15 protein-coding genes are annotated in these 13,907 nt (G+C 73.3%); 13 read left to right on the top strand and 2 right to left on the bottom strand.

From position 1 onward, the window contains the following. The first annotated feature begins 43 nt into the window (after nt 1–43). From ABEB06_RS17095 to ABEB06_RS17080, 4 genes are all read left to right on the top strand, one after another. Nucleotides 44–853 carry a sugar phosphate isomerase/epimerase family protein gene (locus ABEB06_RS17095; RefSeq protein ID WP_345701876.1) on the top strand — a complete coding sequence of 270 codons (810 nt, stop codon included), beginning with the start codon at nt 44–46 and terminating at the stop codon, nt 851–853. A 55-nt stretch (nt 854–908) separates the two neighbouring features. Further along, entirely contained in the window at nt 909–1,664 is a 756-nt protein-coding gene (locus tag ABEB06_RS17090) for a class I SAM-dependent methyltransferase (protein WP_345697724.1), read from the top strand. An 84-nt stretch (nt 1,665–1,748) separates the two neighbouring features. Then, nucleotides 1,749–3,593, top strand: coding sequence for a dihydroxy-acid dehydratase (gene ilvD, locus ABEB06_RS17085; protein ID WP_345697723.1), 1,845 nt, complete (start codon nt 1,749–1,751; stop codon nt 3,591–3,593). A 50-nt stretch (nt 3,594–3,643) separates the two neighbouring features. Next, complete coding sequence (locus ABEB06_RS17080) at nt 3,644–4,153, top strand: hypothetical protein (protein WP_345697722.1); 510 nt, start codon at nt 3,644–3,646, stop codon at nt 4,151–4,153. Between the two features lie 7 nt (nt 4,154–4,160). On the opposite strand, the gene ABEB06_RS17075 is transcribed toward ABEB06_RS17080, so the two are convergent. Both ABEB06_RS17075 and ABEB06_RS17070 read right to left on the bottom strand, forming a co-directional pair. Then, nucleotides 4,161–5,411, bottom strand: a complete 1,251-nt coding sequence (locus ABEB06_RS17075; protein WP_345697721.1) for an SCO2583/SCO2584 N-terminal domain-containing protein — start codon at nt 5,409–5,411, stop codon at nt 4,161–4,163. A 116-nt stretch (nt 5,412–5,527) separates the two neighbouring features. Continuing rightward, complete coding sequence (locus tag ABEB06_RS17070; RefSeq protein WP_345697720.1) at nt 5,528–5,959, bottom strand: hypothetical protein; 432 nt, start codon at nt 5,957–5,959, stop codon at nt 5,528–5,530. Nucleotides 5,960–6,149: 190 nt separating this feature from the next. Between ABEB06_RS17070 and proC the strand changes: the two genes are divergently transcribed. The 9 genes from proC to ABEB06_RS17025 all read left to right on the top strand — a co-directional run bounded on the left by proC (nt 6,150) and on the right by ABEB06_RS17025 (nt 13,881). After that, the gene (proC, locus tag ABEB06_RS17065; RefSeq protein ID WP_345697719.1) at nt 6,150–6,971 is read left to right on the top strand and encodes a pyrroline-5-carboxylate reductase; all 822 of its coding nucleotides are present in this window, start codon (nt 6,150–6,152) and stop codon (nt 6,969–6,971) included. Between the two features lie 48 nt (nt 6,972–7,019). Beyond that, nucleotides 7,020–7,673 (top strand): HAD family hydrolase, encoded by a 654-nt coding sequence (locus tag ABEB06_RS17060; protein ID WP_345697718.1) that lies wholly within the window; start codon nt 7,020–7,022, stop codon nt 7,671–7,673. A 97-nt stretch (nt 7,674–7,770) separates the two neighbouring features. Then, a complete protein-coding gene (locus ABEB06_RS17055) occupies nt 7,771–8,982 on the top strand; it encodes an MFS transporter (protein ID WP_345697717.1) in 1,212 nt (403 codons plus the stop codon). 17 nt (nt 8,983–8,999) lie between these two features. After that, entirely contained in the window at nt 9,000–10,187 is a 1,188-nt protein-coding gene (locus ABEB06_RS17050) for an acetoin utilization protein AcuC (RefSeq protein WP_345697716.1), read from the top strand. Beyond that, entirely contained in the window at nt 10,184–11,083 is a 900-nt protein-coding gene (locus tag ABEB06_RS17045; protein WP_345697715.1) for a phosphatase, read from the top strand. The genes ABEB06_RS17050 and ABEB06_RS17045 overlap by 4 nt, the downstream gene beginning before the upstream one ends. Before the next feature lie 127 nt (nt 11,084–11,210). Continuing rightward, nucleotides 11,211–11,420, top strand: a complete 210-nt coding sequence (locus ABEB06_RS17040) for a helix-turn-helix domain-containing protein (RefSeq protein ID WP_253796863.1) — start codon at nt 11,211–11,213, stop codon at nt 11,418–11,420. A 125-nt stretch (nt 11,421–11,545) separates the two neighbouring features. After that, a complete protein-coding gene (locus ABEB06_RS17035) occupies nt 11,546–11,644 on the top strand; it encodes a 30S ribosomal protein bS22 (protein WP_003948845.1) in 99 nt (32 codons plus the stop codon). 142 nt (nt 11,645–11,786) lie between these two features. Then, a complete protein-coding gene (locus tag ABEB06_RS17030) occupies nt 11,787–12,869 on the top strand; it encodes an NAD-dependent epimerase/dehydratase family protein (protein WP_345697714.1) in 1,083 nt (360 codons plus the stop codon). A 7-nt stretch (nt 12,870–12,876) separates the two neighbouring features. Then, nucleotides 12,877–13,881 carry a lysophospholipid acyltransferase family protein gene (locus ABEB06_RS17025; protein ID WP_345697713.1) on the top strand — a complete coding sequence of 335 codons (1,005 nt, stop codon included), beginning with the start codon at nt 12,877–12,879 and terminating at the stop codon, nt 13,879–13,881. The last annotated feature ends 26 nt before the right edge of the window (nt 13,882–13,907 follow it).

The raw sequence follows: 13,907 nt of genomic DNA, 5'->3' as shown, positions 1-13,907 counted from the left end.
GCTGCGCACCACGGACCGCCTGGTGCTGCCCCCGCACCCGCAGCTGCACGTCCCGGACACCAAGGTCGCGCTGTCCACCGCCTCGGTGTACCCGGCGAACACCGCGATCGCCTTCGAGCTGGCGAGCCGCCTCGGCTACGACGGCGTCGAGGTGATGGTGTGGAACGACCCGGTCAGCCAGGACGTCGAGGCGCTGCGGCGGCTCTCCGACATGCACCGGATCCCGATCCTGGCGGTGCACGCCCCCTGCCTGCTGATCACCCAGCGGGTGTGGTCGACCGACCCGTGGACCAAGCTGGTGCGGGCCCGGGCGGCCGCGGAGAAGCTGGGCGCCGACACCGTGGTGGTCCACCCGCCGTTCCGCTGGCAGCGCCAGTACGCCCGGGACTTCGTGGAGGGCATCGCCAGGATGGCGGGGGAGACCCAGGTGCGCTTCGCGGTGGAGAACATGTACCCGTGGCGCTACCGGGACCGCGAGATGCTGGCGTACGCGCCGGGCTGGGACGTCACCGACGAGGACTACCGGCACTTCACCATCGACCTCTCCCACGCGGCGACCTCGCGGATCGACGCGCTGGGCATGGTCGACCGGATGGACGGCCGGCTGGCGCACGTGCACCTGGCGGACGGCAGCGGCTCCGGCAAGGACGAGCACCTGATCCCGGGCCGCGGCAAGCAGCCCTGCGCGGAGCTGCTGGAGCGGCTGGCCCGGTCGTCGTTCGACGGGCACGTGGTGCTGGAGGTCAACACCCGCCGTTCGGCCTCGCCCGCCGAACGGGAGGCCGACCTGGCGGAGGCGCTGGCCTTCACCCGGCTCCACCTGGCGACCCCGCACCGGCCGAAACGGCCCTGACATTCCGGCCGGCCTCGCCTAGGGTGGGCCCGAACCGACGGGGGGACCAGGGACCATGACCGACATTCAGCAGCACGCGCTCTCCTTCGGCCCGGTGGCCGCGCAGTACGAGGCGGCCCGGCCGTCCTACCCGGCGGAGCTGTTCGACGAGCTGGAGCGGCTGCTCGGCCGCCCGCTGAAGGACGCGGACGTGCTGGACGTCGGCGCCGGCACCGGCATCGCGACCCGGCTGCTGGCCGCCCGCGGCGCCCGGGTGGTGGCGCTGGAGCCGAGCCCGGGGATGGCGGCCCTGCTGCGGCGGGTCAGCCCGGGAATCCCGGTGGTCAAGGGCGTCGGCGACGAGCTGCCCTTCCACGACGCCTCGCTGGACCTGGTCGGCTACGCGCAGGCCTTCCACTGGACCGACCCGGCGAAGTCGATCCCGGAGGCCCTGCGGGTCCTCCGTCCGGGTGGAAAGCTCGCCCTGTGGTGGAACGTCAAGGACCGCGCCACCGGCTGGATCAAGGCCCAGGAGGACCGGCTGGTCGTCGCACTGCCCAACTACCACGCGTACGGCGGGGTGATCGCCGGCGCCGAGCAGCTGACCGAGGCCGGCCTGGCGGTGGAGCACGTCACCCTGCACTGGGAGCGGCAGGTCACGGTGGACAGCCACCTGACCGACCTGACCTCGCGCTCGTACTTCGCGGTGCTCACCGAGGAGCAGCGGGCGCCGGTGCTGGCCGCGGAGCGGGCGGCGCTGCTCGCCGAGTTCCCGGACGGGGTGCTGACCGAGCCGTACGTGCTGGACCTGTTCGTGGCGGGCCGGGCCTGACCGCATCGCGGACAGCGTGTCCGCCGGGCAGGACCGGGGGCGTAGGCTCGACTGACACGGATAGTCTCCGAAGGAGCGGTCGGAATGCCCCAGCTGAGGTCGAACACGGTCACCCAGGGTCGCAACATGGCGGGCGCGCGCGCCCTTCTGCGCGCGGCCGGCGTAGCCCGCGAGGACTTCGGCAAGCCGATCATCGCGGTGGCCAACTCCTTCACCGAGTTCGTGCCGGGCCACACCCACCTGCAGCCGGTCGGCCGGATCGTCTCCGAGGCGATCAAGCGCGCCGGCGGCATCCCGCGCGAGTTCAACACCATCGCGGTGGACGACGGCATCGCGATGGGCCACAACGGCATGCTCTACTCGCTGCCGTCCCGCGACCTGATCGCCGACAGCGTGGAGTACATGGTCAACGCGCACTGCGCGGACGCCCTGATCTGCATCTCCAACTGCGACAAGATCACCCCGGGCATGCTGATGGCCGCGCTGCGCCTGAACATCCCGACCGTGTTCGTCTCCGGCGGCCCGATGGAGGCCGGCAAGGCGGTGCTGGTCGACGGCACCGTCCGCAAGCTGGACCTGGTCGACGCGATCTCCCAGGCGGTCAACGAGAACGTCTCCGACGAGGACATCGCGATCATCGAGGAGAACGCCTGCCCGACCTGCGGCTCGTGTTCCGGCATGTTCACCGCCAACTCGATGAACTGCCTGACCGAGGCGATCGGCCTCTCGCTGCCCGGCAACGGCTCGGTGCTGGCCACCCACACCGCCCGCAAGGCGCTGTACGAGACCGCCGGCGAGACCGTCGTCGCGATCACCAAGCGCCACTACGAGCAGGACGACGCCTCGGTGCTGCCGCGCGCCGTCGCCTCCCGCGCCGCGTTCGAGAACGCCATGGCGCTGGACATCGCGATGGGCGGCTCCACCAACACCATCCTGCACCTGCTGGCCGCCGCCCAGGAGGCCGAGCTGGACTTCGACATGCGCGACATCGACGCCATCTCGCGCAAGGTCCCGTGCCTGTCCAAGGTCGCGCCGAACGGCTCGTACTACATGGAGGACGTGCACCGGGCCGGCGGCATCCCCGCCATCCTCGGCGAGCTGTACCGCGGCGGCCTGCTCAACGAGAACGTCTCCACCGTGCACTCCGCCTCGATGGAGGAGTGGCTGAAGACCTGGGACATCCGCGGCGGCTCGCCGTCCGCCGAGGCCGTCGAGCTGTGGCACGCCGCCCCCGGCTGCGTCCGCTCCGCCGAGGCGTTCAGCCAGTCCGAGCGCTGGGACACCCTGGACACCGACGCCGCCAAGGGCTGCATCCGCAGTGTCGAGCACGCCTACTCCGTCGAGGGCGGCCTCGCCGTGCTGTACGGCAACATCGCCGAGGACGGCTGCGTGGTGAAGACCGCCGGCGTGGACGAGTCGATCTGGCGCTTCCAGGGCAAGGCCGTGGTCTGCGAGTCGCAGGACGAGGCGGTCGAGAAGATCCTCGCCAAGCAGGTCCGCGAGGGCGACGTGGTGGTCATCCGCTACGAGGGCCCCAAGGGCGGCCCCGGCATGCAGGAGATGCTCTACCCGACCTCGTTCCTCAAGGGCCGGGGCCTCGGCAAGGCCTGCGCGCTGATCACCGACGGCCGGTTCTCCGGCGGCACCTCGGGCCTGTCCATCGGGCACGTGTCGCCCGAGGCGGCCTCCGGCGGCGCCATCGCCCTGGTCGAGGACGGCGATTCGATCACCATCGACATCCCGGCCCGCACCATCAACCTCGACGTCTCCTTCGAGGAGCTGCACGAGCGCCGGCTCAAGCTGGAGTCCGAGGGCGGCTACCGCCCGAAGAACCGCGACCGCCAGGTCAGCGCCGCGCTCAAGGCGTACGCCGCGATGGCCACCTCCGCCGACAAGGGCGCCGTCCGCGACGTCTCCAAGCTCGGCTGACGACGCGCCGCACGGGGGCTCTGCCCGCCCACCCGGCCATAATCGGACTCGTGGACGAGCAGAGCACCCCGACGACCGACCGCGACGGCGCCCCCGCACCCGAGCCGCTCCGCTGGTTCGGCACCAGCTGGGTCGACCGCGGCGCGGGCTACTGGCTGCGCCGGGCCGGCGTCTCGCTCGGCGCGCTGGCCGCCGCCGCCGGCGGGGCGCTGCTGCTGCGCTTCGCCGTGCAGGGCGTGCGGATGTCGGACGCCGGGTCGCTGGTCGGCGCGCTGCTGATCGGCGGCATCGCGGTCTGCTCGGCGATGTCCGGGCTGCGCACCTGGAAGCTGCTCACCGAGGGCCGGCAGTCGCTGAGCGGCTGGATGGCCGACCGGTCGCTGGGCGCGGTCTGGGCGATCGGCTTCGTCGGCGCGCTCGTCGCGTACTTCCTCCGCAGCCTGGTCGAGGCCCCCGGCGAGGGCCTGCGGCGCGCCACCCACGACCGGGCCACCGCGACCTGGGAGCGCCGCCGCTCCGCCCGGAACGGACGGAGCGGCGGGAAGAAGCACCGCAGCTGACCGGGGGTCAGCTACGGGTGATGGTGCCGCAGCCGTCGTGCTGCTCCAGCGACTTCGAGCGGTCGTACGGGTCGGTCGTGGACCCGTCCTTGGGCTGCGGGCTGCCCGTCGGCACGCTGGTGGGGAAGTCGGTCTCCAGGTAACCGCTGCCCATCGCGCACACGTTGTTGGCGAAGTCGCTGAAGCCGTGGCCCAGTACCAGCTTGCCGCGCTTCACCTGGTAGCGGGCCGGGTCGTAGAACCGGAAGTCCTGCTGCCGACGGACGATCTCCCGCTCGACCGTGGCCGTCGTCCCCTCGCGCAGCGACACCGGCTTGGTGTCGCCGCCCCCGCCCGACCCGCCGGTGGACGGCGCGGCGGACGGCGCGGACTGCTGCTTGCCGACCTCGGGGCCCGGGCGCAGCGCGTACACGTAGCTGACATCGGTGTGCACCAGGACGCCCTTGTCGCCGTCGCTCTCGAAGGTGATCCGTCCCTGCACCTTCACCCGGTCGGTGACCGGGACCGCCAGCTTCGGGTTGAAGCGGCTGATCCAGGAGGTCGGGTCATTCTCGTCGCTGGGGTGCGCGAGGTACTCCTCGACCATGTCCCGGTCCTTGCGGTCCAGCAGGGACAGCGCGGCCTCCGGGGTGCCGCCGTGCAGGGTGGCCGGGTCGATGTTGGCGGCGACCAGGAACGCCTTGACGTTCTTCAGCTGCTCGGCGACCTCGTCCTTGCCGAACACGCCCACCGCCTGCGCCTCGGGCAGCACCAGGGCGTCCGCGCCCTCCGGCCACGCCTCGGCCGGGGAGCCGGCCCACGGGTGCTCGGCGGTCGGCACGTCCGGGGCGACGCTCGGCGCGGCCGTGGTCGGCCTGGCGGTCTCGGGACCGACCGACGGCAGCGCGGAGGACACCGGGGTGTCGTCGTGGTGGTACCAGTCGCGCAGCTTGTCGATGTTGAGCGCGGCCGCGGTCACCGCGACGGCGAGCAGGACGAACACCGGCGCCTGCCAGTTGCGCCGCCGACGGCGCACCGGGTTGCCCCAGGCGTCCAGCCGGCGGGCCCGGCGGCCGAAGCGGCTGCGCCGGATCTCGGTCACCGGGCGCCACGGCTCCGCCTCCGGCGGCTGGCGCTTCCACTTCTCGGTGAGCATCCGGGCCCGCCCGGACGGCTCCTTCACGGACGCGCCCCGGACGAAGTCGTCGTCCAGGACGAGCCCGTCGAACGGGTCGTCTTCGGCGGCGGGGCGGGGTTCGGGGTCTTCGGCTATCGGCACGGGTCGGAAGTATGCCGACCGGTGCCGACAGACGCTCCACCGGGGAGGGGGGGCGGTGGACGAACAGTGCTCGGTGCGTGCGGAATTGGGATGCTTTGTCGTGCCCCGATCCGCCGTCAGCCCTTCCGGGAGCGCTTCACCGAGCCGACCACACCGGCCACCGCGAGCAGCATGCCGGCCGGCAGCAGCGAGGTGACCAGCGCCTCGAACAGCCCCGCGCTGCTCAGCACCCACAGCGCCACCGTGTTCAGCCCCCACAGCGCGCCGGCGGCCGGCAGCGCCGACTGCCACGGGTGCTCGGCCATCCAGCGGTGCAGCCGCCGGTCGCCCGAGTCCTTGCGCAGCCGGGCGCCGACCGTCCCCACCAGGAAGAAGAAGAACAGGCCGAGACCGGCCGGCCAGGCCAGCATGTCGAGCCCCCAGTCGAGCGTGACCACGTCCACCGCCAGCGCGGCGCCGCCCACCACCGCACCGACCGCGGTGGCCGTCCGCCACGGCCCGAGCGTCGCCGAGGCGACCGCGACCTGACGAGTCTCACGTCGTGACATCTCACCGTGTCCCATGACTCCACGGTGCGCCCCCGACGACCCCGGCACCAGAGCCCGGACCCCTGACTTTCCCCCTACGGGGAGCGCCGGGGTCGGCCCGGCGCGGCTGACCGCACCGTGGACGGATCCGCGCCGGGCGTCCCCCCGGTGCGAGGATGGCCGACAGGAACGGACGTGAGGAGAGCGGCTCATGAGCAGCACGAGCGGACAGAAGATCGCCTTTCTGGGCACCGGCAAGATCGGCGAGGCGCTGCTCTCCGGCCTGCTCCGGGCCGGCACGGCGCCCGCCGACGTGATGGTCACCGCCCGGCGGACCGAACGCGCCGAGGAGCTCACCGCCCGGTACGGCGTCACCGCGGTCACCAACGCCGACGCCGCCAAGCTCGCCGACACCCTGATCCTCGCCGTCAAGCCGCAGGACATGGGCGCCCTGCTCGACGAGCTCGCGCCGCACGTCGCCGCCGACAAGCTGGTCGTCTCCGCGGCCGCGGGCATCCCCACCACCTGGTTCGAGGCCCGCCTCGCGGCCGGCACGCCGGTCGTCCGCGTCATGCCCAACACCCCGGTCCTGGTCGACGAGGGCATGAGCGTGATCTCCGGCGGCTCGCACGCGGCCGAGGCGCACCTCGCCCGCACCGAGGAGATCTTCCGCTCGGTCGGCAAGGCGCTGCGCGTCCCCGAGAGCCAGCAGGACGCCGCCACCGCGCTGTCCGGCTCCGGGCCCGCGTACTTCTACTTCCTCGTCGAGGCGATGATCGACGCCGGCATCCTGCTCGGCCTGCCCCGGCAGGTCGCGCACGAGCTGATCGTCCAGTCCGCGGTCGGCGCCTCGATCATGCTCCGGGACTCCGGCGAACACCCCGTCAAGCTCCGCGAGGCGGTCACCTCCCCGGCCGGCACCACCATCGCCGCCATCCGCGAGCTGGAGAACCACGGCGTGCGCGCCGCGATGCTCGGCGCCCTCGAAGCCGCCCGCGACCGCTCCCGCGAGCTCGCCACCGGCGGCAAGTAGCCGCGCCCGACGGCACCCGGCCGAGAGCCCGCGGCTAGGCTCGGCCGGGTGAGCTACGAGCTGGTGGTCTTCGACAACGACGGCGTCCTGGTGGACAGCGAGCCCATCTCCAACCGGGTGCTGGCCGAGTACCTGACCGAGCTGGGGTACCCCACCACGGTCGAGGACTCCTACCGCGACTTCATGGGCTGCGCCGCGCACACCGTGCACGACGTGATCGGCGAGCGCTACGGCGCCACCCTGCCGGAGGGGTTCGACGAGCTGTTCCACGCCCGGGTGTTCGCCGCGTTCGAGGCGGAGCTGACGCCCGTCCGCGGGGCGGACACCCTGCTGAAGACGCTGCGCGAGCAGGGCGTCCGGTACTGCGTGGCGTCCTCCGCGCACCACGCGTGGATCCGCACCGCCCACCGCCTGACCGCCCTGGACCCGTACTTCACCGACGACCTGCTCTTCAGCGCCCAGGACGTGGGCGTCGGCAAGCCCGCCCCGGACCTGTTCCTGCACGCCGCGAGCACCATGGGCGTCGCCCCCGGGCGCTGCCTGGTGCTGGAGGACAGCCGCAACGGCGTGCTCGCCGCCCGCGCGGCCGGCATGGACGTGTACGGCTACGCGGCGCTCACCGACCCGGCCAGGCTGACCGGCGCGGGCGCGACCGGACTGTTCACCGACCTCGCCGACGTCCTGCGGCTGCTGGCGAACTGATCGCCCCGACCCCCTCCCGCCGGACGCACCGAACGCCTACGCTCGCGCCAACACTTTTCGTACCGGCGGGTAGCGCCGGTGGTGAGCGAGGTCGGCGATGCGGGCAGAGACCACCGGACGCCTGAAGCAGGCGCGCGCCGCCCTGGCGGTGAGCTTCCTGCTGCAGGGCACCACCTTCGCCCTGCTGGTCACCTGCATCCCGGAGATCCAGGACCGGTACGGGCTCAGCGACTCGCTGCTGCCGGTCTTCCTGGCGGCGGTGCCGATCCTGGCCGGCGTCGGCTCCATCACCTCCGAGTGGGTGGTGAAGCGGACCACCGCCCGCGGCGTGCTGCGGGTCGTGCAGCCCGCCGTCTGCGCCGCCCTCGCCCTGGCCGGCTTCGGCGACCGGCTGTGGGCGCTCGCCCTCGCGCTCGGCCTGTTCGGCCTGCTGGTCGGCGCCCTCGACGCCTCGATGAACATGCTCGGGGTCGGCCTGCAGCACCGCTACGGCCGCTCGATCATGCTGGGCTTCCACGCCGCGTTCAGCCTCGGCGGCATCCTCGGCGCCGCGGTCGCCGGCCTCGGCGCGCACTACCACCTGGGCCTGCCGACCCTGTTCGGCGGCGCGGCGGTGGTGCTGATCCCCGCCGCGCTGGTGGCCGGCCGCTGGTTCGCCGGGCCGGCCGAACTGGGCGACGCCGTCCGGGAGGCCGCCGAGGCCGCCGCCCGCTCGATCCCGTGGAAGCCGCTGCTGCCGCTCTGCCTGGCGATGGCGTTCGCGTACATCGCCGACGCCTCGGTCTCCAACTACAGCGTCAAGTACCTCACCGACGGGCTGAACAGCCCGGAGGACCTCGCCAAGCTGTCCTACCTGGGCTACATGGTGGCGATGCTGCTCGGCCGGGCGCTCGGCGACCGGGCGGTGCAGCGGTTCGGCGCGGTGCCGGTGGTCCGCGGCGGGGCGCTGCTGGCCGCCGCCGGCTTCGCGGTCGCGGCGGCCGCGCCCGGCACCTGGGCGGGCATCCTCGGCTTCACGCTGCTGGGCTTCGGCATCTGCGCGATCATCCCGCAGGTCTTCGCCGCGGGCGGGCGGCTCTTCCCGCACGACTCCGACGCCGCGGTGGCCCGCCTCAACCTGTTCAACTACGTCGGCTTCCTGATCGGCTCCCCGCTGGTCGGCGCGATCGCCGACGCGAGCTCCTACCGCTGGGCGTTCCTCGCGCCGATGGTGCTGATCCTGGCGATCGTCCCGCTGGGCGGGTACTTCGCCCCGGAGCCGACCGCGGCCGGGCGTGACGAGGAGCGCGCAGCGCAGAGCGTGGCCTGACCGATAGCGTGGTGCCCATGGTGGACACCCGCTGTGCCCTGCAACTGTTCTGGGACGAGGCCGCGACCGCGTACGACTTCGGTCCGGGCCACCCGATGGACCCGACCCGACTGGCCCTGACCATGCGGCTGGTGGAGTCCCTGGGCCTCGCCCGGGACCCGGCGGTCACCGTCCGGTCGGCACCGGCCGCCGGGGAGTCGACGCTGCGGCTGGTGCACAGCGCCGGGTACATCGAGGCGGTGAAGCGGGCCGCCGCCGACCCGACGGGCGAGGACGCCCCGCACGGCCTCGGCACCGACGACAACTGGACGTTCCCCGGCCTGCACACGGCCTCCGCGCTGATCGCCGGTCAGTCGGTCGCCGCCGCCGAGGCGGTCTGGCGCGGCGAGACCCCGCACGCGGTGAACTTCACCGGCGGCCTGCACCACGCCATGCCGGACACCGCGTCCGGCTTCTGCATCTACAACGACCCGGCGCTCGCCATCGCCCGCCTGCTGGAGCTCGGCGCCGAACGGGTCGCCTACGTCGACGTGGACGTCCACCACGGCGACGGCGTGCAGCAGGCGTTCTGGAACGACCCCCGGGTGCTCACCGTCTCGCTCCACGAGAGCCCCGCCACCCTCTTCCCGCAGACCGGCTGGTCCACCGAGACCGGCGGCCCGGACGCCCCCGGCACCGCCGCCAACCTGCCGCTCCCGGCCGGCACCGGCGACGCGGGCTGGCTGCGCGCCTTCCACGCGCTCGTGCCCGAACTGCTCGCCGCCTTCCGCCCCCAGGTCCTGGTCACCCAGCACGGCGCCGACACCCACGTCGAGGACCCGCTGGCCCACCTCGCGGTGTCGCTGGACGCCCAGCGGGTGATCGCCGAGTCGATCCACCACCTGGCCCACGAGCACGCCGAGGGCCGTTGGGTCGCCACCGGCGGCGGCGGGTACGCGGTGGTGGACGTCGTCCCCAGAGCCTGGACGCACCTGGTCGCCACCGCCGCCGGCCGCCCCGTCGACCCGGCCACCGAGACCCCCGAGGACTGGCGCGCCGAGGTCTTCCGGCTCACCCGGCAGCAGGCGCCGATGCGGATGACCGACGGCGCCACCCCCGACTGGAAGGACTTCCACGACGGCGGCTACGACCCCGGCGACCGCCTCGACCAGGCGATCCTGGCCGCCCGCCGGGCCGTCCTCCCGCACCACGGGCTGATGCCGTGACCGCCCCGGGCCGCACCCCGGCCGGCCGGCCGCCGGTCACCCGCGACGCGCTGCGCGACCACCTGCTGCGCACCCGGCTGGCCGGCCCGGAGGTCCCCACGCCCCGGCAGAACAACCTGCGCCACTACCGGCTGTTCGCGCAGGCCGACCCCAAGGCGCTGATGGGCCTCGACCCCGAGCGCCGCTGGGACGAGGCCGCCGTCCTCGCGATGATGGCGGCCAGGGTCGGCGTCGACCCCGACCCCCGGTACACCGAGGGGCCCGACACCATCGACCCCGAACGCACCCTGGACGCCCTGGACCGCCTCGCCGCGCTGCTCCGGGCCACCGCCGACGCCCGCGGCACCGTGCTGGCGGGCACCGGGCACCCGCAGAAGCTCCCCGGCTTCCACGGGGCGCTCGTGCGGGCGCTCGAAGCGGCCGGGTGCCGCGTGCACGCCCCGGTGCGCGGTCTGCGCTTCCGTGAGCCCACCCCCGAGGGCGAGCGCGGCCGGATCACCGACGCGGTCGGCGCGGTGACCGTGATCCGCGACCTGGACGGCTACCCGGAGTTCGCCGCAGGCCGGTCCGGCGGCGCCCGCGGCCGCGGCGGAACGGCGGCCGGGGAGCTGCGCCACACCCACTCCCCGCAGCCGGTCCGGCTCACCCTGGCCGCCCTCGCCGACGCCGGGCACCCCCCGCCCGACCTGGTGCTCGGCGACCACGGCTGGCTCTGCGGGGCCGGCCGCCTCGGCATCCCCGCGGGCGGCCTCGCCGACTGCAACGACGTCGCCCCGTTCGCCGCGGAGGAGGAGGGCACGGTCGCCGTGGTGGTGCCGGTGGACGACGGGTCCGCGCCCGCCTGCTACGGACCGCTGAGCGACTACGTACTGCAACGGGCGGATCTCGCATTGTAGAAGGACCCGCGGACACCCTCTTCCCACCCGTACCACGCATAACTACTCTGGGGATACGCGTGTGCCGGTGGAGTCACCGGAGGGGAAGCCGGTGCCTTGCACACACGGAAAAGGGTCGGGTGAGGTCATGAGTTCCGGCGAGCGCCCTCTGCAGGATGTCGTCTTTCTGACCGTGGCCGAAGTGGCCGCTGTCATGCGGGTGTCCAAGATGACGGTGTACCGACTGGTACACAGCGGCGAGCTTCCGGCCATCAGGGTCGGCCGCTCCTTCCGCGTGCCCGAGCAGAAGGTTCACGAGTACCTGGAGGAGTCCTACGTGAGGTTGCAGAGCGCGTAGGTCGGACACGTAACCGGGGGCACCGATTACGGCAAACGCGGCGTGGAGGGTAGGCTAAGGCCTCCGTCAGTCGTATGGACTCCCGTCTCTCACGGGCGCGGGTCCGAGTGAGCGAGGAATGTTCCGTGGGCTCTGTCATCAAGAAGCGTCGCAAGCGTATGGCCAAGAAGAAGCACCGCAAGCTTCTGAAGCGCACTCGCGTGCAGCGTCGCAACAAGAAGTAGCACCCACGGCGCCTCGCGTCCTAGGTGTCAGCGACTGCCCGTTCCGGAGAAACCTCCGGGGCGGGCAGTGGCGTTTCCACCGGCGAAACGGCGACGCGGTACGGTGCAGGTCGGGAGCCGAGCGCGAGGAGGATCCGGGAACGTGGGCAAGGTCGTGCTCGTCACCGGTGTGGCCCGGAACCTCGGGGCCCGGTTCGCCGCCGAGATCGCCGCCGACCCGGGCGTCGACCGGGTGGTCGGCGTCGACCTCCAACCGCCCGCCGCCGAACTGCCCGCCAAGGTGCACGTCGCCATGGTCGACCTGCGACGCCCCGCCGTCGCGCGGGTGATCGCCGAGCACGACGTCGACACCGTGGTCCACCTCAACGTGAGCGCCACCGGCCACGGCGGCCGCGCCGCGGTCAAGGAGACCAACGTCATCGGCACCATGCAGCTCCTCGGCGCCTGCCAGAAGGCCCCCGGGGTGCGGCGCCTGGTGGTGAAGTCCACCACCGCCGTGTACGGTTCCGCGCCGCGCGACCCCGCCGTGTTCGGCGAACGGATGCAGCCCAAGGACCTGCCCGCCGGCGGCTTCGCCAAGGACGCCGCCGAGGTCGAGGGCTACGTCCGCGGCTTCGCCCGCCGGCGCCCCGACGTCGCGGTGACCGTGCTGCGCTTCGCCAACATCGTCGGCCCGGCCGGCGACACCCCGCTCGCCGCGTACTTCGCGCTGCCGCTGCTGCCCACCGTGCTCGGCTTCGACCCCCGGCTGCAGTTCGTCCACGAGGACGACGCGGTCGAGGTGCTCCGCCGCTCCGCGCTCGACCCGCGGCCGGGCACCAGCAACACCGGGACCTTCAACGTCGCCGGGGACGGCGTCCTGCTGCTCTCCCAGTGCGCCCGCCGGCTCGGCCGGCCCACCGTCCCGCTGCTGCGGCCCGCGCTCGGCGTGGTGGCCGGGCTGGTCCGGCAGACCCGGCTCGCCGACATGTCCCACGAGCAGCTCCAACTGCTCACCCACGGACGGGTGGTGGACACCTCCCAGCTGCGCGGCACGTTCGGCTACACGCCGGCCTTCAGCACCGCCGAGGCCTTCGCGGACTTCGCCGCCGCGCAGCGCACCGGCCTGCTGCCGCCCGAGCGGCTGACCGCCGTCACCGACCGGATCGCCGGGCTGCTCGGCGACACCCCCCGCACCGACCCCCCGACCGACCGCCGTACCGGCCCTTCCCGGACCAGGAGTTGAGGACGCGATGACCGCCGCCAGGGAGCAGGCCGCCGGTGCGGCGAAGGTGATCCCGATCGAGTCCGCGCCCAGCTGGCACGCGCCCGGGCCCGACCTCGCCGACCGGATCGCCGACGCGGTCGGCGGCGCGCTCGCCGGCCGGCTCGGCGCGACCGCGGAGAAGGTGTTCGGCAAGGGCTGGGAGGACAGGGCCGCGAGCGGGCTCGGCTTCCTGCGCCGCCGCATCACCGGCGACTACGAGGTCGACGAGTTCGGCTTCGACCAGGAGCTGACCGAGGAGGTCTTCCTCTCGCTGCTGAGGCCGCTCGCCGAGAAGTACTTCCGGGTCGACGTGCAGGGCATCGAGAACATCCCCGCCGAGGGCGGCGTGCTGATCGTCGCCAACCACTCCGGGACCGTCCCGCTGGACGCCCTGATGACCCAGGTCGCCGTGCACGACCACCACCCCGCGCAGCGGCACCTGCGGATGCTCGCCGCCGACCTGGTCTTCCTGCTCCCGGTGGTCAACGAGCTGGCCCGCAAGGCCGGGCACACCCTGGCCTGCAACGAGGACGCGCAGGCGCTGCTGGAGCGCGGCGAGGTGGTCGGCGTCTGGCCGGAGGGCTTCAAGGGCATCGGGAAGCCGTTCAGCGAGCGGTACAAGCTGCAGCGCTTCGGCCGCGGCGGCTTCGTCGCCTCGGCGCTGCGGGCCGGGGTGCCGATCGTGCCCTGCTCGATCGTCGGGGCGGAGGAGACCTACCCGATGATCGGGAACCTCAAGTCGGTGGCCCGGCTGCTGGGCCTGCCGTACGTGCCGATCACGCCGACCTTCCCCTGGCTGGGGCCGCTCGGGGCCGTGCCGCTGCCGACGAAGTGGACCATCCGCTTCGGCGAGCCGATCCCGACCGACGGCTACCCGCCGGAGGCGGCGGACGACCCGATGCTGGTCTTCAACCTCGCCGACCAGGTCCGGGAGACGATCCAGCACACGCTCTACAAGCTGCTGGTGCAGCGCCGGTCCGTCTTCTTCTGAGACGGAGACGCCCCGCCGGGGGCGGG

It is taken from the genome of Kitasatospora terrestris (assembly GCF_039542905.1).
Lineage (GTDB): Bacteria > Actinomycetota > Actinomycetes > Streptomycetales > Streptomycetaceae > Kitasatospora > Kitasatospora terrestris.
Note: the sequence above shows the minus strand (reverse complement) of the source record. Positions and strands in the feature narration are given on the sequence as shown.